Below are 26,305 nucleotides of genomic sequence, written 5' to 3'. Positions count from 1 at the left end.
CCTTCAGCGTAAAAAAGGCGGCTTTATAGCCCAGCGGGCGACTCTATGACCACGCGCTGGCCCATCGGTTTTGCTTCAGTCTGTTTCACGCCTGTCGCGAGGCGCTGAAGAGGCTGGATCGCAGCGCGTGAACAGCGGTCCGCCGCAGCGGTTGCAGAACGCCGCACTGTGCTCGTGGCGGGGTTTGCGGCAGTGCGGGCAGTCGTGCTCCATCTGGCCATCCTGGCGCATGGCATTGGCCAGTTCCGCGGTGAAGATGCCGGTCGGCACGGCGATGATCGAGTAGCCGGTGATCATCACCATCGTCGCCAGCATCTGCCCCAGCGGCGTCTTCGGCGTGATGTCACCGAAGCCCACGGTGGTCAGCGTCACCACTGCCCAGTAGATGCTGGTGGGGATGCTGGTGAAGCCGTGGGCCGGGCCTTCGACCACGTACATCAGCGCGCCGAACACCGTGACCAGGGTAGAGACGCTGACCAGGAAGACGATGATCTTCTGCTTGCTGCCGCGTAGCGCCACCAGCAGGAAATTGGCCTGGGTCAGGTAGTGGCGCAGCTTGAGCACGCGGAAGATGCGCACCATGCGGATCGCGCGGACGATCATCAGGTACTGCGCGTCGGCGAACATCAGCGCCAGGATGGCCGGCAGCACGGCCAGCAGGTCGACCAGGCCGAAGAAACTGAAGGCATAGCGCAGCGGCTTGGGCGAGCAGTACAGGCGCAAGGCGTATTCGACCGCGAACAGTGCGGTGAAGAACCACTCCAGCGCACTGAACAGCCCGGCGTACTGGTTGTGGAAGCGTTCGATGCTGTCGAGCATCACCACCACCAGGCTGGTGAGGATGGCCACCAGCAGCCAGTTGTCGAAGCGCTGCGCTGCCGGCGTGCTGGTCTCGAAGATGATGATGTACAGGCGCTGACGCCAGCTCTGCCGATTGTCCATGGCAATGTCCGAAATCTGAAAAGGGGCACAGCCTAGGCAGGAAGGGGGGAGAGGGCAAGGGACGATCGCCTCCTGCGCGCCTGCCCAGGCTACTCGCCTTCCAGCGACGACTCCTCCCGTGGGTCGGCCAGGATGAAGCTGTCACCGGTCACTGCGGTGATGCGTGCCGTGCCCAGGTTGAGCAACTGCCACTGCCATTCCCCGTAGCGCGTGCGCAAGGTGCCGTGAGCCTGGCAGGGGCCGTAGAGGTACCAGTCGTGTTCCTGGCGCGGCGTGATGAGGATGGCGTGGCGCAGGAAGTCAGCGACCATCGCCGCGCTGACGGTGAACGTCTGGCAGCCCTCCTGCTGTGGGCCGCTGCGATCCTCGCTGACGAGGATATCGCTGACCGGGCCGATCAGGCTGGGGCTGGTTTCTGCGCTGGCCGTGGCTGCAGCCAGCAGCAGGCCGAGGCCGAGTGTGCGTCTGTCCATGATCCTGGGGTTCCCTGAGCGGCTCATGGCGCGATATTAACCTGTCGGCGTGCTGTCCTTCACTGCGCGCTGCCAGCTTTGTGCGCCGGCTCTGATCAGCCAGCAGGTCAGGATGAACGGCATGGTCAGGGCCGGCAGCCCGACGGCGCTGAAACCCGGCTGCAGGATCAGGGCGAGGAGGATGCCCGCTGCCGGTGCCAGCGGGCTGCGGTGCACCTGGGCCAGGGCGATGGCCGCGAGGCTGGCGTTGTAACCAAACAGGCCGGCCAGTGCCCCCTCGTCGGGCCAGCCCTGGGTGATTGCCAGGGCGAGCCCGCCACTCGAGCCGAGCAGCGCCCAGAAGGCCGCACGGCCATCGGCCAGACGCAGGCCGAGCAGCAGGCACAGTCCGGCCTGTGGCGAGTCGAGGAAGATGACCTGGCCGAGGCCGCGCAGCACGGCCAGCAGCAGCTGCAGCGCGTTCAGCTCAGGTATGCCGGGGGGCGCTGGTGGTGTGTCGGTCGGCCATTGCAGCTGGGCCGTCAGCGCCAGGAGCAACCAGCCCAGCAGCACGAAGGGGAAGGTGAAGGCCGGTAGCCAGCCCTGTTGGCGCATGCGCTGCATCCAGGGGGCCAGCAACAGGCTGGAAAGGCCGGCGCTGGTGACGATCAGCACGGGCAACAGTGGTGTCCAGGGCAGTTTCAGGCTGAGCAGCAGGCCGAGCAGGATGCCGTTGTAGCCGTACAGGCCGATGGCGATGTCCGCAGGTGGGTAACCGCGGCGCTGCGCGACCAGGGTCGAGGTCAGGCCGCCGAGCAGGGCGCCGGCGAGCAGCTCCGGCGCGCCGACGAGGATGGCCAGCAGCACCAGCAGGCCACAGCCCGGGTGCTGCTGGAGGAATATCTGGGCGAAGCCGCTGAGCAGGGCGCGCAGGCTCTGCAGGGCGGGGTAGGCGGTTGTCAGTGGACGCATGATCGATGTGCCAAGAGAGCTGTCTCCCCCAACCCCTCTCCCGTTCGCGGGAGAGGGGTGCCGTCCGGGCGGCTCGACGGCTCTGTGCAGGGCCGCCGGCTCAGTGAGTAGCCCGGCTGGAATCCCGGACGGGAGGCTGGGGCATTCCCGGATTTCATCCGGGCTACGCCTCAATGCAGCGTTTCGATCCTCAGGCTGTTGGTGCTGCCTGGCTGGCCGAAGGGTTCGCCGGCGGTGATCACCACCGTCTCGCCGCGCTTGGCCATGCCCTGGGCCTGGGCGATCTCCAGGGCGGTGCTGGTGACTTCCTCGACCTTGCGCAGGCGTTCGTTGACCACCGAGTAGATGCCCCAGGCCACGGTCAGGCGGCGGGCGGTGGTCAGGCTCGGCGTCAGGCTCAGGATCGGGGCTTTCGGCCGTTCCCGCGAGGCACGCAGGCTGCTGGCGCCGGACTCGCTGTAGTTGACTAGCGCGGCCACCGGCAGGATCGAGCTGATGCGGCGAATGGCGCAGCTGATGGCATCGCTGGCCGTGGCTTCGGCCTGCGGCCGGCCGACGTCGAGCTGGCTCTGGTAGTCCGGGCCGCTCTCCACCTGGCGGATGATCTTGCTCATCATCTGCACGGTTTCCAGCGGATAGTCGCCGGAGGCGGTTTCTGCCGACAGCATCACCGCATCGGCGCCTTCGGCCACGGCGTTGGCCACGTCGGTGACTTCGGCCCGGGTCGGCGCCGGGGAGAAACGCATCGACTCGAGCATCTGCGTGGCCACCACCACCGGACGGCCGAGCTGACGGCAGGTGCGCACGATGTCTTTCTGGATGCGTGGCACGTTCTCCGCCGGCACTTCCACGCCCAGATCACCGCGCGCGACCATGATGGCGTCGCACAGCCTGGCGATGTCTTCCAGGTGGGTGACGGCCGAGGGTTTCTCGATCTTGGCCATGAGGAAGGCCTTGCCACCGATCAGTTCGCGGGCTTCGACGATGTCCTCGGGGCGCTGCACGAACGACAGCGCCACCCAGTCCACGCCCAGCTCCAGACCGAAGGCCAGGTCGCGGCGGTCCTTCTCGGTCAGCGGCGACAGCTGCAGCACGGCCTCGGGCACGTTGACGCCCTTGCGGTCGGACAGCTCGCCACCGGCCACCACGCAGGTGTCCACGGCGTCGCGCTGCTTGCCGGTCACCTTCAGGCGCAGGCGGCCGTCGTCCAGCAGCAGGCTCATGCCCGGCTGCAGGGCCTCGATGATTTCCGGGTGAGGCAGGTTGACCCGGCTGGCGTCACCGGGCGTGGCGTCCAGATCCAGGCGCAGGCTCTGGCCGTTGACCAGTTGCACCTTGCCTTCGGCAAAGCGGCCGACGCGCAGTTTCGGCCCCTGCAGGTCCATGAGGATGCCGATGGGCTGGTTCAGCTCGCGCTCCACGTCGCGTACCCACTGGTAGCGCTGGGCATGATCGGTATGTTCGCCGTGGCTGAAGTTGAGACGGAACAGGTTGACCCCGGCCTCCACCAGCTGGCGGATATGCGCGGCGTCGCGAATCGCCGGGCCGAGGGTGGCGAGGATCTTCACTTTCTTGTCAGCGTTCATTGGGTTGGGGCCTCGAGAATCAGGAGAGCGCGGAAATCGTTGACGTTGGTACGGGTCGGCCCGGTGACGATCAGTTCGTCGAGGGCGGCGAAGTAGCCGTAGCCGTTGTTGTTGTCCAGTTCGTCGCGGGCCGACAGGCCCTTGATGCCGGCACGGGCATAGCTGTAGGGCGTCATGATGGCGCCGGCGTTGTCTTCGGAGCCGTCGATGCCGTCGGTGTCGCCAGCCAGCGCATAGACACCGGGCAGGCCCTTGAGGCTGTCGGTGAGGCTGAGGAGGAACTCGGCGTTGCGCCCGCCGCGCCCGTTGCCGCGCACGGTCACGGTGGTTTCGCCCCCGGAGAGGATCACGCACGGCGGCTTGATCGGCTGGCCGTGCAGCTGCACCTGGCGGGCGATACCGGCGTGCACCTTGGCCACGTCGCGCGATTCGCCTTCCAGGTCGCCGAGGATCAGCACCGGCAGGCCAGCGGCCTCGGCCCTGGCGGCAGCGGCGTCGAGTGACTGCTGCGGGGTGGCGATCAGCTGGAAGTGGCTGCGGGCGAGTACCGGATCACCCGGCTTGACCGTTTCCGAGCGCGGGTCCTGCAGCCAGCTGCGCACGTTGCTCGGGATGTCTATGGCGTAGCGCGCGAGGATCGCCAGGGCCTCGGCCGAGGTGGTCGGGTCGCCCACGGTGGGGCCGGACGCGATCACCGTGGCTTCGTCGCCGGGCACGTCGGAGATGGCGTAGGTGTAGACGGTGGCCGGCCAGCAGGCCTTGGCCAGACGGCCGCCCTTGATCGCCGAGAGATGCTTGCGCACGCAGTTCATCTCGCCGATGGTGGCGCCGGATTTCAGCAGCGCCTTGTTGATCGCCTGCTTGTCGGTCAGCGAGATGCCCGCCGCCGGCAGGGCCAGCAGCGAGGAGCCGCCGCCGGAGAGGAGGAATATCACCCGGTCGTCTTCCGAGAGGTTGGACACCAGCTCCAGCACGCGACGCGCTACGCGCTCGCCGGCGTCGTCCGGCACCGGGTGGGCGGCTTCCACCACTTCGATCTTCTTGCACTCGGCGCCGTGTTCGTAGCGGGTCACCACCAGGCCGCTCACCTCGCCTTGCCACTCCTGCTCGATGACCTCGGCCATGGCTGCAGCTGCCTTGCCGGCACCGATGACGATGACGCGGCCGCTGCGGTCGGCGGGCAGGTGGTCGGCCAGCACCTGGCGCGGATGCGCGGCGGCGATGGCGGTGGCGAACAGGTCGCGCAGCAGGCGTTGCGGATCGAAGGTCATGGCGGTGTTCTCTTGGTCTTGGCTTGAGAGTCGCGCAGCGACGCCTTTCTTCATGGCCTTCTCCTGGCGGGAGCAGGTGGCGCGAAGCGCCGGATGAGGGAGGCGGGCAGGCCGCGTAGGAGTCGATGAGTCGGGGTGCCTGCGCGGCATGTCCGTCAGGGTGATGCTGGATCGATTCCATTCCCCAGGCGCCGCCTGGCAGCACCTGGGGAATGGAATCGACCAACCTGGCAATCGGGCCGTGACACCTCCTGCCAGGAAGGTCGAAAGGGTGGGCGAACAGCAAAGCCCCTCTCCCTGACCCTCTCCCACAAGTGGGAGAGGGGACTTGTTTGGCGTACGCCGAAAATCCGTGCAACGCCAAGCTGCTTGTCTCCCCTCTCACGTTTACGGGAGAGGGGGCGGGGGAGAGGGCGCTGTGTTACTCGCCGCGGATATTGAAGTTGGCCATGTGCTCCAGACCCTTGATCAGGGCGGAGTGATCCCAGCCGCTGCCGCCGAGGGCTGCGCAGGTGCTGAACACCTGCTGGGCATTGGCGGTGTTGGGCAGGTTCAGGCCCAGCTCGCGGGCACCGGACAGCGCCAGGTTGAGGTCCTTCTGGTGCAGGCTGATGCGGAAGCCAGGATCGAAGGTGCCCTTGATCATGCGCTCGCCGTGCACTTCGAGGATCTTCGAGCCGGCGAAACCACCGGACAGCGCTTCACGCACCTTGGCCGGATCGGCGCCGTTGCGGGCGGCGAACAGCAGGGCTTCGGCCACGGCCTGGATGTTCAGGGCGACGATGATCTGGTTGGCCACCTTGGCGGTCTGGCCGTCGCCGTTGCCGCCGACGCGGGTGATGTTCTTGCCCATGGACTGGAACAGCGGCAGGGCGCGTTCGAAGGCGTTCGGGCAGCCACCGACCATGATCGACAGGGTCGCGGCCTTGGCACCGACTTCGCCGCCGGATACCGGGGCGTCCAGGTAGGCGGCGCCGGTGGCCTTGATCTTCTCGGCGAAGGCCTTGGTGGCGGTGGGGGAGATCGAACTCATGTCGATCACCACCTTGCCGGCACCGACGCCGCTCGCCACGCCGTTGTCGCGGAACAGCACGTCTTCGACCTGCGGGGTGTCCGGCACCATGACGATGATGAACTCGGCTTCCTGCGCGACTTCCTGTGGGTTGGCCAGGGCGATGGCGCCGGCGGCCAGGAGGTCGGCAGGAGCCGGGTCGTGGTGCTCCGAGAGGAACAGGGTGTGGCCGGCTTTCTGCAGGTTCTGCGCCATGGGTTTGCCCATGATGCCGGTGCCGATGAATCCGATTTTAGCCATGAGAGATAACCTCGTTGTAGGTGATGAACCGAGCCTGTAGGGGCGGGTTTACCCGCGAAACGGACGCCGCGGTGAGTGGCACCGGCTTCGCCGGTGGTCGCGGATGAATCCGCTCCTACAGGTGCAGCTTTCAGATTGCGTTGTGCGCTTTCATCCAGCCGAGGCCGGCAGCGGTGGTGGTTGCCGGCTTGTATTCACAGCCGACCCAGCCCTGGTAGCCGATGCGGTCCAGGTGCTCGAAGAGGAAGCGGTAGTTGATTTCGCCGGTACCCGGCTCGTTGCGGCCCGGGTTGTCGGCCAGCTGCACGTGGTTGATGGCGGCCAGGTTGGTCTCGACGGTACGGGCGAGGTCACCTTCCATGATCTGCATGTGGTAGATGTCGTACTGCAGGTACAGGTTGGTGCTGCCGACCTTGTCGCGAACCTCCAGGGCCTGGCGGGTGTTGTTCAGGTAGAAGCCGGGGATGTCGCGGGTGTTGATGGCTTCCATGACCAGGCGGATGCCGGCCGCTTCGAGCTTGCCTGCGGCATAGCGCAGGTTGTCGACGAAGGTCTTCTCCACGGTGGCGCAGTCCACGCCCTGCGGGCGGATGCCGGCCAGGCAGTTGATCTGCTTGTTGCCCAGTACCTGGGCGTAGGCGATGGCCTGGTCGACGCCCGCGCGGAACTCCTCGACGCGATCCGGGTGGCAGGCGATGCCGCGCTCGCCCTTGCCCCAGTCACCGGCTGGCAGGTTGAACAGCACCTGGCTCAGGGCGTTGGCATCCAGGCGGGCCTTGATCTCTTCTGCCGCGAAGTCATAGGGGAAGAGGTATTCCACACCGCTGAAGCCGGCTTCGGCGGCGGCGGCGAAACGGTCCAGGAAGTCCACCTCGGTGAACAGCATGGACAGGTTGGCAGCAAAACGGGGCATGGTGTCGCTCCTTTCGTGTGTCTCCCCCCGCCCGCAGGCGGGAGAGGGGATGGGTTGCGTCAATCCAGCAGCGTGATGGCGGTCGGGGCGTCTACGCCGCGCTCGGCCAGTTCCTCGAACTCGTTGATGGCATTGATTTCGGTGCCCATGGAGATGTTGGTGACCCGCTCCAGGATCACCTCGACCACCACCGGTACGCGGTGCTCGGCCATCAGGCGCTTGGCTTCGGCGAAGGCGTTCTGCAGTTCGTTCGGGTCGAACACGCGGATCGCCTTGCAGCCGAGGCCTTCGACGACCGCGACGTGGTCGACGCCGTAGCCGTTGATTTCCGGCGCGTTGATGTTCTCGAACGCCAGCTGCACGCAGTAGTCGATGTCGAAGCCGCGCTGCGCCTGGCGGATCAGGCCCAGGTAGGAGTTGTTCACCAGTACGTGGATGTACGGCAGGTTGAACTGCGCCCCTGCAGCCAGTTCTTCGATCATGAACTGGAAGTCATAGTCGCCGGACAGCGCCACGACCTGGCGTGCCGGGTCGGCCTTGACCACGCCGAGGGCCGCCGGAATGGTCCAGCCCAGCGGGCCGGCCTGGCCGCAGTTGATCCAGTGACGCGGCTTGTATACGTGCAGGAACTGCGCGCCGGCGATCTGCGACAGGCCGATGGTGCTGACGTAGCAGGTGTCCTTGCCGAAGGCTTCGTTCATCTCCTCGTACACGCGCTGCGGCTTGGCCGGCACGTTGTCGAAGTGGGTCTTGCGTTGCAGCGTGCGCTTGCGCTCGCGGCAGCTGTCGACCCAGGCGCTGCGGTCCTTCAGCTTGCCAGCGGCCTTCCATTCGCGAGCGACCTCAAGGAAGGCATCCAGCGCCTTGCCGGCGTCGGAAACGATGCCCAGGTCCGGGTTGAACACGCGGCCGATCTGCGTCGGTTCGATGTCGACGTGGATGAACTTGCGGCCTTCGGTGTACACCTCGACCGAACCGGTGTGGCGGTTGGCCCAGCGGTTGCCGATGCCGAACACCAGGTCGGAGGCGAGCAGGGTGGCGTTGCCGTAGCGGTGCGAGGTCTGCAGGCCGACCATGCCGACCATCAGCCGGTGATCGTCGGGAATCGCGCCCCAGCCCATCAGGGTCGGCACCACCGGCACGCCGGTGAGTTCGGCGAACTCGACCAGCTTGTCCGCTGCGTCGGCGTTGAAGATGCCGCCGCCAGCGACCAGCAGCGGGCGCTCGGCCTCGTTGAGCATGGCGATGGCTTTCTCGGCCTGAACGCGGGTGGTGCTCGGCTTGGCCACCGGCAGCGGCTCGTAGGCGTCGATGTCGAACTCGATCTCGGCCATCTGCACGTCGAACGGCAGGTCGATCAACACCGGGCCCGGTCGGCCGCTGCGCATTTCCTGGAAGGCACGCTGGAAGGCGCGCGGCACCTGGCCCGGCTCCATCACGGTGGTCGCCCACTTGGTGACCGGCCCGACGATGCTGGTGATGTCGACGGCCTGGAAGTCTTCCTTGTGCATGCGTGCACGCGGTGCCTGGCCGGTGATGCACAGGATCGGGATGGAGTCGGCGCTGGCCGAGTACAGGCCGGTGACCATGTCGGTGCCAGCCGGGCCGGAGGTGCCGATGCACACGCCGATGTTGCCGGCGTTGGTGCGGGTGTAACCCTCGGCCATGTGCGAGGCGCCTTCGACGTGACGAGCCAGGACGTGATCGATTCCGCCGAGTTTCTTCAGTGCAGCGTAGAGCGGGTTGATGGCGGCACCGGGGACACCGAATGCGGTGTCGACACCTTCGCGACGCATCACCAGTACGGCTGCCTCGATTGCTCTCATTCTGGCCATGACCATTGTTCTCCGAGTCGGTGGTTTTTCTTCTTGGGAGCAAGGATGACGGCTGTACCGGAACGACGGAATTGTTGGATACTTCAGTTCTGTCGATATCTGGAGTATCGAATGGACCGCCATACCCTTATCCGTAGTTTCGTGTTGGTCGCCGACAACGGCAGCTTTGCCGCCGCCGCGCTCAGCGAAGGCGTGACCCCCGTGGTGATGGGGCGGCGCCTGGATGCCCTGGAGCGCCATCTCGGCGTCAAGCTGATGCACCGCTCCACGCGCGGCCTGCAGCTGACCGACCTGGGCGAGCAGTACCTCGACCGTGCACGCAGCCTGCTCAAGGACTTCGATGAAGCCGATGCCAGCGTGGCCCGCGGCGGCAAGTCGGTGCGCGGGCACCTGGTGGTGTCCGCCCCGGCGGCGTTCGGCAGGCGGCACATCGCGCCGCATGCGGCGGCCTTCCTGCTGCGCTACCCGGACCTGAAGCTGTCCTTCAACTTCACCGACAGCCTGGTCGACCTGGTGCGCCAGGGCTACGACATGGGCATCCGCATCGGCGAGGTCACCGACCCCAACTACGTCGCGGTGAAGCTGTTCCCCAATCGCCGCGTGGTCTGCGGTGCACCCGGCTACTTCGAGCTGCATGGCGTGCCGCGCACCCTCGAGGATCTGGCGCGGCACAACTGCCTGGCGTTCAACCTGCAGGGCGGTCAGCAGCGTGGCTGGACCTTCCTGCGCGAAGGGCGTCAGGTGGCGGTGAAGGTGGCGGGCAACCTCGACTGCAATGACGGCGAGCTGCTCTACAACTGGGTCAAGCAGGGGCTGGGCATCGGCTGGCGTTCGACCTGGGAGATCCAGGCGGAGCTCAAGGCGGGCGAGCTGGTGACGGTGCTGGACGATTACGAGATCCCGGCCTACGACATCCAGGCGGTCTATCCGCAGCAGCGTTATCTGCCGGCCAAGGTGCGTTTCTTCATCGACTATCTCAAGGACATCTACAACACGCCGGGGTACTGGGAGAACCGGGCGGACTAGCCCGTATGCTCGATACTTTGATTGTGATTTTCAGATAAAGATATTGTGTACATATTTTATTGATTTTGTGTTTTGTTGTTGCAACAAGCCTTCTCTTCAGCTATTGCATAAGGCGCTTATCCATGCCGCACACGTTCAGGGCACCTCTAAAAACGTAGGCGAGGCAGTCAGCGCAAGGCAAAACCAGGCGAAGAAGCGCAGTTTACGTGCTGTAAATGAGCATTCTGAGCCTGCTTTTAACGCCGCGATGGCAACGCAGGTCGTTTATAGAGGTGCCCTTCACCGGTCTGTGCGGCGAATGCCCATTCGCTTTTCTGGAGAACCTGCATGACCACGATCACTCTTTCCACAGCGGTGAACATCACCCGCAATGCCCTGGCCGTCGGGCGTGACCTCAGCGCCGCGCCGCTGACGGTGGCGGTGCTGGATGCCGGCGGCCACCTGATCAGCCTGCAGCGCGAGGACGGCGCCAGCCTGCTGCGCCCGCAGATCGCCATCGGCAAGGCCTGGGGTGCGCTGGCGCTCGGCAAGGGCTCGCGGGCGATCGCCAACGACGCGCAGCAGCGTCCGGCCTTCATCGGCGCGGTGAACACCCTGGCCGAGGGCAGCCTGGTGCCGGCCCCGGGCGGCGTGCTGATTCGCGACGAGCACGGCGCGGTGATTGGCGCCGTCGGCATTACCGGCGACACCTCGGACATCGACGAGCAATGCGCGCTCGGCGCGCTGGAGTCGCTTGGCCTGAAGGCGGATCCCGGGGTCTAGGGACCAGGCAGCCGCCCCGGATTTCCTGCGGGCGGCGACCAGGGCGGTGGATCGGCACGGCGCGATCCACCCCCTGACGCTGAACAGAATCCTACGTAGGGTGGATGTCGCTTTTCACATCCACCAGAACGCTGCAGCGGTAACCCGCGATCTTCCCGACGCCGGGTCGGGTGCACGCAGCGTTCCTGCAGAGTCGACGAATGCCCCTGCGTCAATCTAGGCGCTGGTCACCAGCTCGGAGGCGCCCGATGGCAGCGGGTCGACGTCGCAGCCCTTGAGCACCAGGCGGATGATGGTCTGTGCGGCGGCTTCGTAGTCGGCATCGTCCAGGCTGGCCTTGCCGGTGACGATGGAGATCTGCCAGTCGAAGTCGGCATAGGTCTGGGTCGCGGCCCAGATGCTGAACAGCAGGTGGTGCGGATCGACCGGGGCCATCAGCCCCTGGTCCACCCAGCGCTGGATGCAGGCGATGTTGTGCTTGGCCTGGGCGTTGAGCTGTTCGGTCTGCTCCGGCGACAGGTGCGGTGCGCCATGCATGATCTCGCTGGCGAATACCTTGGAGGCGTGCGGCAGTTCGCGGGAGATGCGGATCTTCGAGCGGATGTAGGCCGTCAGCACTTCACTCGGGTGGCCCGGCTGGTTGAAGGGGGCCGATGCAGCCAGCAGGGGGTCGACGATACTTTCCAGGACCTCGCGGTAGAGGTTTTCCTTGGATTTGAAGTAGTAGTAGACGTTGGGCTTGGGCAGGCCGGCCTTGGCCGCAATGTCACTGGTCTTGGTGGCGGCGAAGCCCTTGTCGGCGAACTCCTCGCTGGCTGCGCGCAGGATGAGCTCTTTGTTACGCTCGCGAATGCTGGTCATAGGCCCTGTGTTTTCCTTTTCCGCCGGGCGGCGGTCGGGCATGGTAGCACCGGCTCCGCGCGGGGCTCAAGGCAACGGCTGCGGGCTGCCTGGCGCTTATCTGACTCTTGGGTCAAATTGTTGTATACAAGAAAACGCTTTTCTGTTTTTATCCCGCGCAGCAATATCCATGACAAGAAAGTCTCGGCGCGTGACGCTGCAGGAGACCCACCGTGCACACCCATCAACTGGTCGATCCGTTCGGTCGTCGCATCACCTACCTGCGTCTGTCGGTGACCGATCGCTGCGACTTTCGCTGCACCTACTGCATGAGCGAAGACATGCAGTTCGCGCCGCGCCAGCAGATCCTCAGCCTGGAAGAGGCCTATGCCGTGGCCGACGCCTTCATCGCGCTGGGCGTGCGGCGCATCCGCATCACGGGCGGCGAGCCGCTGGTGCGCAAGAACGTCCTGAGCCTGCTGCAGCGCCTGGGCGCGCGGGACGAACTCGAGGACCTGGCGATCACCACCAACGGTTCGCAGCTTGGCGAGCTGGCGGGGCCGTTGCGTGCAGCGGGTGTGCGTCGCCTGAACATCAGCCTGGACTCCCTGCAACGCGAGCGCTTTGCCGCCTTCACCCGGCGCGACAAGCTGGAGCAGGTGCTGGCGGGCATCGAGGCGGCGCGTGCTGCCGGGTTCGAGCGGATCAAGCTCAACAGCGTGGTGCAGAGCGGACGCAACGACGACGAGGTGCTCGATCTGGTCGAGTTCGCCATCGCCCGTGGTCTGGATATCAGCTTCATCGAGGAAATGCCGCTGGGCAGCGTGGTCAGCCACAGCCGCGAGCAGACCTTCTGCTCCAGTGACGAGGTGCGCCGGCGCATCGAGCAGCGTCATGCGCTGGTGCGCAGCAACAAGGTCACCGGCGGGCCGTCGCGCTACTGGCAGGTGGTCGGTACGCAGACCCAGGTCGGTTTCATTTCCCCGCACAGCCACAACTTCTGTGGTGATTGCAATCGCGTGCGGGTCACTGCCGAAGGCAAGCTGGTGCTGTGCCTCGGGCATGACGATGCGCTGGACCTCAAGCGCCTGTTGCGCGCGCATCCGGGTGACGGCGAGCGCCTGCGCCAGGCGCTGGTCGAGGCGCTGCGCCTGAAGCCCGAGCGGCACCACTTCGCCAGCGACGAGCAGGTGCAGGTGGTGCGCTTCATGAGCATGACCGGCGGCTGAGACGGCCTGATCGGAATCCCACAACAAAAACAAGGAGGCTCGCAATGAAGCCCGTACGACCCTGTCTGCTGTTTGCCGTTCTGCTGTCACCCGCTGCCTGGGCGCAGACCTACGTGGTGGGGGTGGAGGACCTGCCGTTCGCTCCGCATTACAGCCTCGATGCGGGAGGCAAGTACCAGGGATTCGCCCGTGAGGTGCTGGACGCCTTCGCCGCCGACAGCGGCATCGATCTGACCTACAGGGCGCTGCCGGTCGAGCAGTTGCTGCCGGCCCTGCAGCGCGGCGAGATCGACTTCAAGTACCCGGACAGCCCGCTCTGGGCCGGCGCGCAGAAGGTCGGCATGACGCTGCACTACAGTGCGGCGGTGGTCGATTACGTCGATGGCGTGCTGGTGGCGCCGCAACGCCAGGGGCAGGCGCTGGACAGCATTCATCGCCTGGCCATGGTGCAGGGCTGGACGCCGCGAGGCTACGAGCAGCGCATCGACGACGGGCAGATCCAGCTGAGCTACAGCGACGACCTGCGGCAGATGATTCGCCAGGCGCTGAAGCAGGACACCGATGGTGCCTATTTCAACGTGGTGGTGGCGACCCACTACCTCGACAACATCCGGGCGCGCCCCGGTGCCCTGGTGTTCGACCCCAAGCTGCCGCATACCCGTGGCAGCTTCCACCTGTCGAGCGTGCGTCAGCCGCAGCTGATCGCCCGTTTCGACCGCTTCCTCGGCGAACGCTCGGCCGATGTGGCGGCGCTCAAGGCGAAGTACCGGGTCGAGGCCAACCTGGACAGCGAGTACATGGGGCTCGAGCAGTGGAAGGTCGACTTTCTCGAACGCCAGAAAGCCAAAGCCGGCGCACAGGCGCCGGCTTCGTCCCTGCGTTGATGGTTCAGGCGCTGGCGTTGGCGCGTTTCAGCGCCTGCGCCTGGCCGTGCATCAGGCCATAGTGCAGCACCGCGCCGAGCAGGGCGCCGAGCAGCCAGGCGTAGCCCGACAGCTGGCTCAGACCGGGAACCCAGACCGAGGCCACCGAGAACAGCGAAGCAACGACGAACGCGACCAGCGCCTTGCGGTTCCAGCCACCGTCGAAGTAGTAGGCCGAGCCGACCTCGGCGCTGAACAGCTGCTGCAGGTCGAGCTTGCGCCGGCGTACCAGGTAGTAGTCGGCGACGATGATGCCGTACAGCGGCGCCAGTACCGCGCCCAGGGTATCGACGAAGGCGGCGATGCCGACGTTGCTGATGAAGGCCACCCACAGGGCGCCGATGAAGAAGGCGATGGCCGCGGTGATGAAGCCGCCGGTGCGCGCACTGATGTGCGCGGGGGCGAGGTTGGCCAGGTCGTAGGCCGGCGGGATGAAGTTGGCCACCAGGTTGATGCCCACGGTGGCGGCGAAGAAGGTCAGCGCGGCGATGATGGTCAGGGTCAGGTTGTCGACCCGGGCGACGATGTCGGTCGGATTGGTCAGCGTCTCGCCGAACACCACCACGGTACCGGCGGTAATCACCAGGGCGATCAGCGAGAAGAACGCCAGGCTCACCGGCAGGCCGAGGAAGTTGCCGATGGTCATCTGCCTTTCGCTTTTGACGAAGCGGGCGAAGTCACCGTAGTTGATTACCACGGCGGCGAAGTAGGCGACCATGGTGCCGACCACGGCGAAGAAGGCGGCCACCGGCCCGGCGGCATAGTCGCCGCTGCCACGGAAGATGTTGCCCAGCTCGCCCAGCAGGCTCGGCCCGGCCTGGTACCAGATCATGATCATCAGGGCGATCATCACCACGTAGACCAGCGGGCCGGCCCAGTTGAGAAAGCGGGTGATCCAGCTCATGCCGCAGATGAACAGGCCGACCTGGAACAGGCAGACGATCACGTAGGACAGCCAGCCGATGGCGGTCAGGCCGAGGTACAGGGCGGGTTCCTGCGGTTGCAGCAGCGAGTTGAGCAGCAGCGCCACGGCGGTGGAGGCGAAGTAGGTCTGCACGCCGTACCAGAAGATGGCGACTATGCCGCGTACCAGTGCAGGAAAGTTGGCGCCGCGCACACCCATGCTGGCGCGGGCGAACACCGGGAAGGGGATGCCGTACTTGACGCTGGGCTTGCCGGTCAGCTGGACCAGGCCCATGACGATGAAGCCGGCCAGCACGATGCCGGCCAGCACCGCCCAGCCATTGAGCCCGTAGGAGATGAACAGTGTCGCGGCGAGGGTGTAGCCGAACAGGCTCTGAATGTCGTTGGACCACACGTTGAATATCTCGAACCAGCCCCAGGTGCGCTTCTCCGGCGCCAGTGGAGCGAGGTCCTCGTTATGCAGCGTGGGGTCGATCTGCTTGATGCGAAAGTCGTCAGTGTCGGACATGAACCGCTCCCAGTATTGTTCTTGCGCACGGTGGCGTATGAGGAGGTTTGCCTGCAGGTTTCATTCCGCTTTTGTATGCGCTTCGTGACTGGGTTTGTGTATACAGCCACTTCGACAGTGTTTCGGATGGAACCTGAGTGTCTTGTACACATAAAAAACCTTGATGAACATGGTTTTCTTGAAGATTGAACACAAAAATCATAGATATTGTGATCAAAAACTTGACCGAATGATCAGTTTCATGCGTGGAGAGAGGCATGCCTCAAGGTGGCAGCAGGGTTGCGGATCTGCACCGATACGGTGCCGGGGTGACATGCGCGGGTCGCAATGGTGCGCTGCGGATCGGCACGCGGCTGCGCGCTGCAGCCGAGGCAGGTGTGTCCGGGACGCCAGGGATGGCTCGCCCGAAACGAAGAAAAGGGGGAAGGGCGCGAACGCCGATCCCCCCTTTACCCGGCCGCTGTCCCTACCCGACATCGGCCAAGTGCGTTGCGGCAGTGGTCAGAAGTGGTACTTGACCAGTGCCTGCACGGCGGTCTGGTCGAAGCGGTCACCCGATCCGTCTACCGGTTTCACGCCGTACTTGGCGCGCCACATGTTCACTTCGGTGCCAACGTAGAGCTGGCGCTCCTTGCCGAACAGCGCCTTGCCCGCATCCCACTTGATCTGGATCGAGGAGCCTACCGAGGTCTGGGTGCCGGCATCGCGGGACGGTGAGCGCCAGTCGACGAAGCCATCCACCAGGAAGTCCTGTTCGCCCAGGCTGAACGGATAGGCCGCGCTGACCGTCAGCTGGGTCGCATAGCCGTTGCTGTTGCGGTCGGCGAAGAAGGTGTGGTTGTTGATCTTCACCTGGTACAGGTTGGTCTTGAAGAAGTTGAAACCCGGTACGTCCCAGTCCAGACCGATGCCGTACAGGTAGTTCTCCGGCCCAGGGCCGCCTTCGCCTTTCTCGTAGGTGAAGGCGGCATAGACGTCCTTGATCGGGCCGACGGCCAGCTCCTGCCCGGTCAGCCAGCTCAGGCTCACGCGCGGGGAGAACTCCATGTAGTAGAAGGAGTTGCGCTCGTGCTGGCGGAAGCTGCCGTTGTCGAAGCTGCCGCGCGTCTGCACGTTGTCGGTACGGATGTAGTCGAGGAAGTAGAAGATGTCGCCCCAGGCCCAGCCACTGGCATGCTCGAAGGTGAAGGTGGTCTGGGTGCGCTGCTCTTCGCCGTTGAAGTTCATGCGCTGGAAGTTCTCGCCGTACAGGTAGGACAGGCTGTTGTCCTGCCAGTGCAGCAGGTCGCCGGCAAGCGCCTGCTGACCGGAGAACAGTCCGGCAGAGAGGGCGAAGCAGTGAGGCAGATGCTTGAGTTTCATGGGTTTTCCTTGTTCTTTTGACGTGCAGACGGGTACCCCCGGCAGCGTGCTGCCAGGAGTGGACGGGTGGGGCGTGATCAGCTGGTGCGCGCGTCCGGGGTCAGGTCGCGGCCGAGGCTCTTGAGGCTGCTGTCGTCGACGCTATCGTCCTGGCGGTTCTGCAGCACGGTGTGCAGGTGCGCCTCCGGGTCGTAGTCGTCTTCTTCCACTTCCTGCTGTTCGTCGGGCAGGAAGATGTTCAGCGCAATGGCACTGAAGGCTCCGATGGTGATCGGCGAGCCGAAGATGTTCTTCAGCACGTCCGGCATGTGCGACAGCACCTCCGGTACGCCGGCGACTCCCAGGCCGAGGCCCAGGGAGATGGCCACGATCAGCACGTTGCGACGGTGCAGACCGGCTTCGCTGAGAATCTTGATGCCGGCGACCGCCACGGTGCCGAACATGATCAGGGTGGCGCCGCCGAGCACCGGCTTGGGCATCAGTTGCAGCACCGCACCGACCGCCGGGAACAGGCCCAGCAGGATGAGGATGGCGGCGATGTAGAAGGCCACGTGGCGGCTGGCGACGCCGGTGAGCTGGATCACCCCGTTGTTCTGGCTGAACGTGGTCATCGGCAGGCTGTTGAACATGGCGGCGACTGCCGAGTTGCAGCCGTCGGCCAGCACCCCGGACTTGATCCGGCGCATGTACAGCGGGCCCTTGACCGGCTGCTTGGAGATGATCGAGTTGGCCGTCAGGTCGCCAGCGGTTTCCAGCGGGGTGATCAGGAAGATCACGGCGATGGGCACGAAGGCGATCCAGTCGAAGCTGAAACCGTACTTGAACGGTTGCGGCACGCTGAGCAGCGGCACCTCGGCCATGTTGGCGAAATCCACCCGACCGTTGAACCAGGCCACGGCGAAGCCGAGGGTCAGGCCGATGATCACGGCCGACAGGCGCAGCACCTGTGATGGCGCACGGTTGAGCAGGACGATGGTGCCCAGCACCAGGCCGCCGAGCGCCAGGTGGTGCAGGGCGCCGAGATCGGCAGCGCCGTAGCCGCCGGCGAGGTCGGTCATGCCCACCTTGATCAGCGACAGGCCCATCAAGCAGATGATGGTGCCGGTCACCACCGGGGTGATCACCTTGCGCAGCTTGTTGATGAACTGGCTGAAGGTGATCTCGACGAAGGCCGCGCAGAAGCAGATGCCGAACAGCGTGGCGAGAATTTCCTCCTCGCTGGCGCCGCGGCCCTTGACGATGAAGCCGGCGCTGAGGATCACGCTGAGGAAGCCGAAGCTGGTGCCCTGCAGGCACAGCAGGCCGGAACCGATAGGGCCGATGCGCTTGGCCTGGACGAAGGTGCCGAGGCCCGAGACGAACAGGGCCATGCTCACCAGGTAGGGCACGTGGGCGCCGAGGCCCAGGGCACTGCCGACGATCAGGGTGGGGGTGATGATGCCGACGAAGCTGGCCAGCACATGCTGCAGCGCCGCGAACAGGGCGGGGGCGAAAGCGGGGGTGTCATCCAACTGGTAGATCAGGTCGCTGTTGCCGGTAGGCGCAGCTGGGGTGGGGGCGTTGCTGTTTGTGGTCATGTCATAGCCTGCCATTTGTTTTTATACGGTCATGGGCTTACACGAGGCTTCACGGCACCTCTTTCCTGTTTGCTAGAAAGTTGTCTAGGTGGTCAGGATGTGGCGACTATAGCAACATGTGGACATGGTTAAAAACAATTTATTTATAGATTGTGCACAAAAAACAACCGCCGGTCAGCTCGCGCTGCCGGCGGTTCCGGGGCGTAAAAAGATGCCGCGCCCAGTCACGGGCACGGCACGTGTGGCAATCAGTTGGTCGGTGCGCCCTTGGCGATCCAGTTGCCGATCAGGTCGCGCTCGTCCTGGGTCATCTGGGTGATGTTGCCCAGCGGCATGATCTGCGAGGCAACGCTCTGGGCGTGGATCTTCGCGGCCTGAGCCTGCATCTGCTCGGGCGTGTCGAGCATCAGGCCGGCTGGCGCCGCGCTGAACATCGGGCTGCTCGGGGTGGCCGAATGGCAGACGGTGCAGCGTTCATGGATCACGCTCTCGACCTTGCCGAAGTCGGCAGCCGTCGCCGCTCCACCTGTTGCCGGGGTCGGGTTTTCCTGGGCATCTGGCTGGCTGCTGGCAACTTCTTCCACCTTGCTCAGGGTCTCGCTGGCTGCCGGCTGTTCCACGGCTGCCACCGGGGCAGCAGCGGGAGCGCGGTTCGCCGGGGAGGTGACATAGGCCAGGCAGATCATGCCCAGGGCTGCGGCCGGCAGGGTCCAGACATACTTGCTGCTGTCGTGGCGGGTGTTGAAGTAGTGGCGTACCAGCACGGCCAGGATCGCGATGCCCGCCAGGATCAGCCAGTTGTACTGGCTGCCGTAGGTGCTCGGGAAATGGTTGCTGATCATGATGAACAGCACCGGCAGGGTGAAGTAGTTGTTGTGACGCGAGCGCAGCAGGCCCTTGGCCGGCAGCAGCGGGTCGGGGGTGGTGTTGGTTTCGATGGCCTTAACCAGCGCGCGCTGGGCCGGCATGATGGTGAAGAACACGTTGCCGACCATGATGGTGCCGATGATGGCGCCGACATGGATGTACGCGGCACGACCGCTGAAGATCTGGCTGAAGCCATAGGCCGCGGCGATGATCAGCACGAACAGCACGGCGCCGAGCAGGGCCGGGCGCTTGCCCAGCGGCGAGTCGCAGAGCACGTGATAGATCAGGTAGCTGGCGGCCATGGAGCCGAGGCCGATGGCGATGGCGGCGGCTGGCGCCAGATCGACACCCGGCTTGACCAGGTACAGGCTCGGGTTGAGGTAGTAGACCACCAGCAGCAGGGCGACGCCTGACAGCCAGGTGAAGTAGGCCTCCCATTTGAACCAGTGCAGGTTCTCCGGCATTTTCGGGGGGGCCAGCTTGTATTTTTCCAGGTGGTAGATCCCGCCGCCGTGGATCGCCCAGAGGTCGCCCGAGAGGCCCTCGCGTGGGTTGCTACGGTTGAGGTTGTTCTCCAGCCAGACGAAATAGAAGGATGCGCCGATCCAGGCGATGCCGGTGATCATATGGATCCAGCGGACGCCCAGGTTTAGCCATTCGGTGAAATGTGCTTCCACGATCTGTACCTCTTTCCCGGGGGAGACACGCCAGCCCCGGGCTTCTCTTATTGGTGGGGGTTGAGGAGAAGAAGCTCGTCCTCATTGAAGAAATGCTCATCGCAGTTGTTGCCGGAACCACTGCGATCAACCACCAGGAAGTCATCCCGCTTTTCGATCGTCAGCACCGGGTGGTGCCAGACGCCGCGATGGTAATTGACGCCCTGCCTGCCATTGCTGAGGAAGGCACGGACGGACCCTGATACAGGTACATCGCCAACTGGCGCGACCACGATCAGAAAGGGGTTGCCGAGCAGCGGGACGAAGGCCTGGCTGCCCAGCGGATGGCGTTCCAGCATGCGGATGGTCAGCGGCATCTGCAGCGCCTCGGCGCTGAAGATGCTGATGATGGCCTGGTCCTCCGGCTGTGCCGTCTCCACGCTGGCCAGCTTGTGATAGCGGCGGGTGGAGCCGTTGTTGATCATGAAGAAATCGCTGCCTTCGGTTTCGATCACGTCACCGAAAGGGGCGAAGGCTTCTTTGCTCAGGGGCTCGATGGTCAGGCTACGCATGGCTGTTCTACTTGTTCTGTTCGGTTGAAGGGGGCAGCGCCTTACAGCTGCTGCAGGCGGAATAGGGCGATCTTGTTGATCTCGGCCAGGGCGGTGCTGAACTCCTGCTCCGGGCTGTTGTGAATGCGCTCTTCGAAGGCTGCCAGGATCTGGTGGCGGTTGCTGCCCTTGACGGCCTTGATGAAGGGGAAGCCGAACTTGGCCTTGTAGGCGTCGTTGAGCTCGGTGAAGCGGGCGAACTCCTCGGCGGTGCATTCGTGGATGCCGGCACCGGACTGCTCGGCGGTGCTGGAGGCTGTCAGTTCGCCGCGCACGGCGGCCTTGCCGGCCAGGTCCGGGTGCGCGTTGATCAAGGCCAGCTGGGCATCCGCGCTGGCGGACAGGAGGATGTCGGCCATGCGCTGCTGCAGCCCGTCGATGTCGTCGACGCTGTCGTCCAGGCCAAGGTCATACGCCTTCTCGGCCACCCAGGGCGAGTGCTCGTAGATGTCGGCGAAGGCCGCGACGAACGCGTCACGGCTCAGCTGGGAAGGGGTCAGGGTCTGGAAACGGCTCATGGGCGGCTCTCTCATTCGGTCGCGCGGAAGGGATGGGTGGCGTGCCAGTGCCTGGCGATGTCGACACGGCGGGCACACCAGACCTTGTCATGGCGCTTCACGTATTCGATGAAGCGGGCCAGCGACGCCAGGCGGGCCGGTCGGCCGAGCAGGCGGCAATGCATGCCGATCGACAGCATCTTCGGCGCGCCGGCTTCGCCCTCGGCGTAGAGCACGTCGAAGGCGTCCTTGAGGTATTCGAAGAAGTCGTCGCCCTTGTTGAAGCCCTGCACCTGGGTGAAGCGCATGTCATTGGTGTCCAGGGTGTAGGGAATCACCAGGTGCGGCTTCTCCATGGTACTGGCCGGGTCCCAGTAGGGCAGGTCGTCGTCGTAGGTGTCGGAGTCGTAGAGGAAGCCACCCTCTTCACGCACGATGCGCCGGGTGTTCGGGCCCAGGCGGCCGGTGTACCAGCCCAGCGGGCGTTCGCCGGTCAGCTCGGTGAGGATGCGGATGGCCTCGAGCATGTGCTCGCGCTCGCCGGCTTCGTCCATGTTCTGGTAGTCGATCCAGCGATAGCCATGGCTGCAGATTTCATGGCCGGCGGCGACCATCTGCTTGATCACCTCAGGGTGACGCTGGGCGGCCATGGCCACGGCGAAGACGGTCAGCGGAATGTCGTGCTTGCGGAACAGCTCGAGCAGGCGCCAGACCCCGGCGCGGCTGCCGTACTCGTAGAGCGACTCCATGCACAGGTTGCGCTGGCCCTGCAGCGGCTGGGCGGCGACCATCTCGGAGAGGAAGGACTCGGACTCCTTGTCCCCATGAAGAATGTTGCGCTCGCCACCCTCTTCGTAGTTGAGCACGAAGGACAGGGCGATACGGGCGTCGCCCGGCCAGTGCGGGTGGGGCGGGTTGGCGCCGTAGCCGATCAGATCGCGTGGGTAATCAGCGTTCACTGCAGTCTTCCTGTATGGAGCGTTGCGGTCACTGCGTGCCTGGCTTCAGGGTTACGCGACCGGGATGGCTAATTGTATACAAAGTAGATTGCCGTTTGTAAATCGACTTTTCATTATTTTATCGGCCGTGCGGCATAACCGGAAATTTGCCCGGATGGTCAGCTCCGAGCCGCTCACGCGGCGCCAAGCGTGCATCGCAACAGGCTTCGTCATGAACCTGTTTGGTGCATGGCAGAAAGCGGCGAGCTAATTATTGTGTACAATTTGTCTGTGAAAGTGTTGTATATTCTGCCTGCATGCTATCCTGCCGATGCGTCGGAGCATTGCGACGAACCGATTTCAACAGAGCAGAGGAGGTGTGGTGTCCGTCTGGCGCTGGGCGCAACGGGCATCCGAGACCCATGGGACGTTTGACTACGCATGTACTGGACGCCGCGCACGGTTGCCCAGGGAGTGACATCAAGGTCGAGCTGTACCGCGTCGAAGGCGCGCAGCTGGAGCTGATCAACAGCGTTACCACCAATCACGATGGCCGCTGCGATGCGCCGGTGCTGCAGGGCGATGACTACCGCACGGGCGTCTATCAACTGCACTTCCATGCCGGTGACTACTACCGCGCACGTGGCGTGAAGCTGCCGGACACGGCCTTCCTCGACGTGGTCGTGCTGCGCTTCGGCATCGATGCCGGCCAGGAGCACTACCACGTGCCGCTGCTGATTTCCCCCTACAGCTACTCCACCTATCGCGGTAGCTGACTGACCGGCAGGCCACTGCCTGTCGGACGAATGCTTGTCACCCTCAGACTCGTTTGAGTCCTTACGCCCGCTCACACTGCGGGCTTTTTTTTTGCCCGCATTTCGGGGCCATCATCACGGCCCATCGATGGCGCGTCTATTTCGATTGGTGTGGGGGAGCACCCTGCCGAGCCGATCTTCGGCGCATGCTCCGGATGAAAGCCGGGTCTGGGCTGGCGGCGTGCCTGCCGTTGCTGAGACAAACGAAAAAACCAGTACAGGGCCGTAATGCTGTTCACATAAGAAGTGGTCGGACACGATCAGTCCCCTCGCCCCTTTGGGGAGAGGGTTAGGGCGGGCCGCGTTTGGAGAGGGGGAAACTGGCCGTTTTGCGGCATTTTCAGCCCTCTCCCCCAGCCCCTCTCCCATGAATGGGAGAGGGGAGCCAAACCTGTGCAACCCTGAATGCACAGGCCCGTAGCCCGGATGAAATCCGGGGCCGGCAACCTGCTTGCGGATTGCACATCCGCCCGTCGCTGCCGGGCCAAACGGAAAACCCCGGCACGAGGCCGGGGCTGCGATCAGCGCGGAACGTCTGCGTTCAGAGGAAGGCGAACTTGGCGATGAAGATCACGCACAGCACGTACAGGCTCAGCGACACCTTCTCGCGCTGGCCGGTCAGCAGCTTCAGCGTGGCGTAGGTGAGGAAGCCCAGGGCGATGCCGTTGGCGATGGAGAAGGTCAGCGGCATCATCACCACGGTGACGATGGCGGGGATGGTGTCGGTATGGTCCTTCCAGTCGATGTGCGCCATGCCGCTCATCATCAGCATCGCCACGTAGATCAGCGCGCCGGCGGTGGCGTAGGCAGGGATCATGCCGGCCAGCGGGGCGAAGAACATCGCGGCGAGGAAGAGGATGCCGACGGTCATGGCGGTCAGGCCGGTGCGGCCACCGGCGGCGACCCCGGAAGCGCTCTCCACGTAGCTGGTCACCGGCGGGCAGCCGACCATGGCGCCGATCACGCTGGAGGTGGAGTCGGCTTTCAGGGCCTTGGACAGGTTCTGGATCTTGCCGTCCTCATCCACCAGGTTGGCGCGATGCGCCACGCCCATCAGCGTGCCGGCGGTGTCGAACATGTTCACGAAGAGGAACGCGAGGATCACGCTGATCATCGCCACGTTGAACGCGCCGGCGATGTCCATGGCCAGGAAGGTCGGAGCCAGGCTCGGTGGCATCGACACCAGGCCGCCGTACTCGACCAGGCCCAGGGCCCAGCCCAGGGCGGTGACGCCGAGCATGCTGAAGAGGATGGCGCCGAACACGTTGCGGTGGCTGAGCACGGCGATCAGCAGGAAGCACACGGCGGCGAGCAGCGCCGACGGGTTGCCGAACGAGCCCATGGTCAGCAGCGTGGCCGGGCTGTCGACGACGATGCCGGCGGTCTTCAGGCCGATCAGGCCGAGGAACAGGCCGACCCCGGCGCCCATGGCGAAGCGCAGGCTCATCGGGATGCTGTTGAGCAGCCACTCGCGGATCTTCGACAGGCTCATGATCATGAACAGCACGCCGGAGATGAATACCGCGCCCAGGGCGATCTGCCAGCTGTAACCCATCTCGCCGACGACGGTATAGGTGAAGAAGGCGTTCAGGCCCATGCCGGGTGCCAGGCCGACAGGCCAGTTGGCGTACAGCCCCATCAGGAAGCAGCCCAGCGCCGCGCCGATGCAGGTGGCGACGAAGGCGGCCCCGTGGTCGATGCCGGCGCTGGCCATGATGTTGGGGTTGACGAAGATGATGTAGGCCATGGTGACGAAGGTGGTCACACCAGCGATCAGTTCGGTCTTGATGGTGGTGCGGTGCTCGGTCAGTTTGAAGAAGCGGTCGAGCAGGCCACCTCTTGCCAGTTGAGTCGCGTGTTGTTCTTGTTTGACGCTTTCCACAGCGGGTACTCCTCATCTCTCTTGTTGTGTACCGCCCAGAGCGTTGCGCAAGGACAATGCTCTCTGAGGCAGGCGGTGTTCTCGGCGGTGCTTCCTGGCTAAGTTGTTGACCGAGCGGTCAAGAAGTCACTCAGGCGCGATTATGCTGTTGTATACAAAAAATGCAATTAATGTTTTTAATGTTGCATGAATCGCACCATTCGCCGATCTCCAGGATTCAGCGGGTGGATTTGGCGACAATCGCCTGCCTGTTGGTAAAAGCTCTTTTAAAACAGATAGATGGGTGATCCGCGCAGCAGCTCGTCCTGGTCTCGGGAGGGCATGCCAGGAGCGATCGGCTCGGCCTTATCCGGTAACGACCTGAAGGGTGGCGTGCATATAAGGAAAGAGTTTGAAGGCGCGCTCGGTTTTCTCGCCTGTCGGCTGACCTCTCAGGGAGGACGTCATACGACGACAGGTGTGGTGGCTGGTTGAGTTGTGTACAATTGGCCGAATATTTTTCTGATGTTTTTTCGCTCGGAGCTTGTCAGCTACCGGGTAGAACACAGTAGAGTCGCAGTGTCGCCGACTCTCATTGACGCGAGCCAGAATGAACGATCAATTGCAGCCACTGAAGAAGCAGCCGCGTGCGGGCAAGAGCAGCCGTAGCGGGACTCAGGACGATGTCGTATATGCCCATATCTTCGATGCCATTCTCGAGCAGCGCCTGGCGCCAGGTACCAAGCTGAGCGAAGAGGCCCTGGGCGAGATCTTCGGTGTCAGTCGCACCATCATTCGCCGTGCCCTGTCGCGTCTGGCCCATGAAGGGGTGGTGCTGCTGCGGCCGAATCGCGGTGCGGTAGTGGCCAGCCCCAGCGTCGAGGAAGCCCGGCAGATCTTCTACGCACGCCGACTGGTGGAGCGCGCGATCACCGAGCTGGCCGTCGAGCATGCCACGGCAGAGCAGCTCGCCGAGCTGCGGCAGATGGTCAAGGACGAGCAGGACAGCTTCTCCCGAGGTGACCGTGGCGCCGGCATCCGCCTGTCCGGCGAGTTCCACCTGAAGCTGGCCGAGGCCGCGCGTAACGCGCCGCTGGTGAGCTTCCAGCGCAGCCTGGTATCGCAGACCTCGCTGATCATCGCCCAGTACGAAAGCGGCAGCCGCTCGCATTGCTCGTACGATGAGCACAACCAGCTGATCGACGCCATCGAGGCACGCGATGCCGAGCGTGCGGTGCACCTGATGATGCACCACATGGACCATATCGACAGCAAGCTGAACCTGGACGAGGAAAGCGCCTCGGATGACCTGCACGCAGTGTTCTCGCACCTGCTGCAGACCAAGAAGAAGCCTGGGCGGAGCGCGGCCAACCGCTGATTGGATGCGCTGGATACGAAAAAAGCCCCGATGTTCGCGCATCGGGGCTTTTTTGTCGGGGCGGCGTGGCTGGACCGAGGCACATGTGTGCAGGCGCTGGCAGGCCAGCGATGCGCGGCTGAGCTGATCGCCGGCAAGCAGGCTCTCCTGCGATCGCGTCGCGTGGTGAACATCTCGCGCCACGCTGTCGGCACGAATCCATTCGCGATGCCGCCGCGCATTGCCGGCAGCCTGATCGCGGATGGATC

At 64.5% G+C, this 26,305-nt stretch carries 23 protein-coding genes; 6 read left to right on the top strand and 17 right to left on the bottom strand.

Going from position 1 to position 26,305, the window contains the following annotated elements; genetic code table 11:
* Positions 1-75: 75 nt before the first annotated feature.
* The 8 genes from E4487_RS15910 to gcl all read right to left on the bottom strand — a co-directional run bounded on the left by E4487_RS15910 (position 76) and on the right by gcl (position 9,283).
* Positions 76-942: an ion transporter gene (locus E4487_RS15910; RefSeq protein WP_150605679.1), complete on the bottom strand. Its 867-nt coding sequence runs from the start codon at positions 940-942 to the stop codon at positions 76-78.
* Between the two features lie 89 nt (positions 943-1,031).
* Positions 1,032-1,415 (bottom strand): hypothetical protein, encoded by a 384-nt coding sequence (locus tag E4487_RS15905; protein WP_047588616.1) that lies wholly within the window; start codon positions 1,413-1,415, stop codon positions 1,032-1,034.
* A gap of 36 nt (positions 1,416-1,451) precedes the next feature.
* Positions 1,452-2,366, bottom strand: a complete 915-nt coding sequence (locus tag E4487_RS15900) for an urea transporter (RefSeq protein ID WP_175253824.1) — start codon at positions 2,364-2,366, stop codon at positions 1,452-1,454.
* Between the two features lie 170 nt (positions 2,367-2,536).
* Complete coding sequence (gene pyk / locus E4487_RS15895; RefSeq protein ID WP_175253823.1) at positions 2,537-3,952, bottom strand: pyruvate kinase; 1,416 nt, start codon at positions 3,950-3,952, stop codon at positions 2,537-2,539.
* Positions 3,949-5,223 carry a glycerate kinase gene (locus E4487_RS15890; RefSeq protein WP_037050595.1) on the bottom strand — a complete coding sequence of 425 codons (1,275 nt, stop codon included), beginning with the start codon at positions 5,221-5,223 and terminating at the stop codon, positions 3,949-3,951. Before E4487_RS15890 ends, pyk begins: the two co-directional genes overlap by 4 nt.
* Before the next feature lie 421 nt (positions 5,224-5,644).
* Positions 5,645-6,535 carry a 2-hydroxy-3-oxopropionate reductase gene (locus tag E4487_RS15885; RefSeq protein WP_037050525.1) on the bottom strand — a complete coding sequence of 297 codons (891 nt, stop codon included), beginning with the start codon at positions 6,533-6,535 and terminating at the stop codon, positions 5,645-5,647.
* Positions 6,536-6,665: 130 nt separating this feature from the next.
* Complete coding sequence (hyi, locus tag E4487_RS15880; protein ID WP_175253822.1) at positions 6,666-7,448, bottom strand: hydroxypyruvate isomerase; 783 nt, start codon at positions 7,446-7,448, stop codon at positions 6,666-6,668.
* A gap of 59 nt (positions 7,449-7,507) precedes the next feature.
* Positions 7,508-9,283: a glyoxylate carboligase gene (gene gcl, locus E4487_RS15875; RefSeq protein ID WP_175253821.1), complete on the bottom strand. Its 1,776-nt coding sequence runs from the start codon at positions 9,281-9,283 to the stop codon at positions 7,508-7,510.
* Positions 9,284-9,394: 111 nt separating this feature from the next.
* On the opposite strand from gcl, the gene E4487_RS15870 reads away from it, so the two are divergent.
* Together E4487_RS15870 and E4487_RS15865 are read left to right on the top strand one after the other, a co-directional pair.
* Entirely contained in the window at positions 9,395-10,309 is a 915-nt protein-coding gene (locus E4487_RS15870) for a LysR family transcriptional regulator (RefSeq protein WP_037050530.1), read from the top strand.
* A 327-nt stretch (positions 10,310-10,636) separates the two neighbouring features.
* On the top strand, positions 10,637-11,071 hold the full coding sequence (locus E4487_RS15865) for a heme-binding protein (RefSeq protein WP_037050531.1): 435 nt from the start codon (positions 10,637-10,639) through the stop codon (positions 11,069-11,071).
* Between the two features lie 216 nt (positions 11,072-11,287).
* Here the strand turns inward: E4487_RS15865 and E4487_RS15860 are convergent, their stop codons facing one another.
* Positions 11,288-11,932 carry a TetR/AcrR family transcriptional regulator gene (locus E4487_RS15860; RefSeq protein WP_037050533.1) on the bottom strand — a complete coding sequence of 215 codons (645 nt, stop codon included), beginning with the start codon at positions 11,930-11,932 and terminating at the stop codon, positions 11,288-11,290.
* A 212-nt stretch (positions 11,933-12,144) separates the two neighbouring features.
* Here E4487_RS15860 and moaA point away from each other — a divergent pair, with 212 nt between their 5' ends.
* Together moaA and E4487_RS15850 are read left to right on the top strand one after the other, a co-directional pair.
* Entirely contained in the window at positions 12,145-13,140 is a 996-nt protein-coding gene (gene moaA / locus E4487_RS15855; RefSeq protein ID WP_047588628.1) for a GTP 3',8-cyclase MoaA, read from the top strand.
* Between the two features lie 44 nt (positions 13,141-13,184).
* A complete protein-coding gene (locus E4487_RS15850) occupies positions 13,185-14,024 on the top strand; it encodes a transporter substrate-binding domain-containing protein (RefSeq protein WP_175253820.1) in 840 nt (279 codons plus the stop codon).
* 4 nt (positions 14,025-14,028) lie between these two features.
* On the opposite strand, the gene E4487_RS15845 is transcribed toward E4487_RS15850, so the two are convergent.
* The 7 genes from E4487_RS15845 to puuE form a co-directional block, all read right to left on the bottom strand.
* Complete coding sequence (locus E4487_RS15845) at positions 14,029-15,495, bottom strand: NCS1 family nucleobase:cation symporter-1 (protein ID WP_037050540.1); 1,467 nt, start codon at positions 15,493-15,495, stop codon at positions 14,029-14,031.
* A 501-nt stretch (positions 15,496-15,996) separates the two neighbouring features.
* Positions 15,997-16,857: an outer membrane protein OmpK gene (locus E4487_RS15840; RefSeq protein WP_152489075.1), complete on the bottom strand. Its 861-nt coding sequence runs from the start codon at positions 16,855-16,857 to the stop codon at positions 15,997-15,999.
* Between the two features lie 77 nt (positions 16,858-16,934).
* The gene (locus E4487_RS15835; RefSeq protein ID WP_037050546.1) at positions 16,935-18,449 is read right to left on the bottom strand and encodes a nucleobase:cation symporter-2 family protein; all 1,515 of its coding nucleotides are present in this window, start codon (positions 18,447-18,449) and stop codon (positions 16,935-16,937) included.
* Between the two features lie 233 nt (positions 18,450-18,682).
* The gene (locus tag E4487_RS15830) at positions 18,683-19,978 is read right to left on the bottom strand and encodes a urate hydroxylase PuuD (RefSeq protein WP_175253819.1); all 1,296 of its coding nucleotides are present in this window, start codon (positions 19,976-19,978) and stop codon (positions 18,683-18,685) included.
* 47 nt (positions 19,979-20,025) lie between these two features.
* Positions 20,026-20,529 (bottom strand): ureidoglycolate lyase, encoded by a 504-nt coding sequence (locus E4487_RS15825; RefSeq protein ID WP_037050551.1) that lies wholly within the window; start codon positions 20,527-20,529, stop codon positions 20,026-20,028.
* Positions 20,530-20,570: 41 nt separating this feature from the next.
* On the bottom strand, positions 20,571-21,086 hold the full coding sequence (gene uraD, locus E4487_RS15820; protein ID WP_047588638.1) for a 2-oxo-4-hydroxy-4-carboxy-5-ureidoimidazoline decarboxylase: 516 nt from the start codon (positions 21,084-21,086) through the stop codon (positions 20,571-20,573).
* Between the two features lie 11 nt (positions 21,087-21,097).
* Positions 21,098-22,024 (bottom strand): allantoinase PuuE, encoded by a 927-nt coding sequence (gene puuE / locus E4487_RS15815; RefSeq protein WP_175253818.1) that lies wholly within the window; start codon positions 22,022-22,024, stop codon positions 21,098-21,100.
* 401 nt (positions 22,025-22,425) lie between these two features.
* Here puuE and uraH point away from each other — a divergent pair, with 401 nt between their 5' ends.
* Complete coding sequence (gene uraH / locus E4487_RS15810; RefSeq protein ID WP_003460854.1) at positions 22,426-22,779, top strand: hydroxyisourate hydrolase; 354 nt, start codon at positions 22,426-22,428, stop codon at positions 22,777-22,779.
* Positions 22,780-23,359: 580 nt separating this feature from the next.
* On the opposite strand, the gene E4487_RS15805 is transcribed toward uraH, so the two are convergent.
* Complete coding sequence (locus E4487_RS15805) at positions 23,360-24,700, bottom strand: NCS2 family permease (RefSeq protein ID WP_037050561.1); 1,341 nt, start codon at positions 24,698-24,700, stop codon at positions 23,360-23,362.
* A 589-nt stretch (positions 24,701-25,289) separates the two neighbouring features.
* Here E4487_RS15805 and E4487_RS15800 point away from each other — a divergent pair.
* On the top strand, positions 25,290-26,057 hold the full coding sequence (locus E4487_RS15800) for a GntR family transcriptional regulator (protein WP_003243324.1): 768 nt from the start codon (positions 25,290-25,292) through the stop codon (positions 26,055-26,057).
* Positions 26,058-26,305 lie beyond the last annotated feature (248 nt).

The sequence above is a fragment of the Pseudomonas sp. BMW13 genome, from assembly GCF_013357275.1.
GTDB classification, from domain to species: domain Bacteria; phylum Pseudomonadota; class Gammaproteobacteria; order Pseudomonadales; family Pseudomonadaceae; genus Aquipseudomonas; species Aquipseudomonas khazarica.
This window is presented reverse-complemented; position numbering and strand designations above follow the sequence as displayed.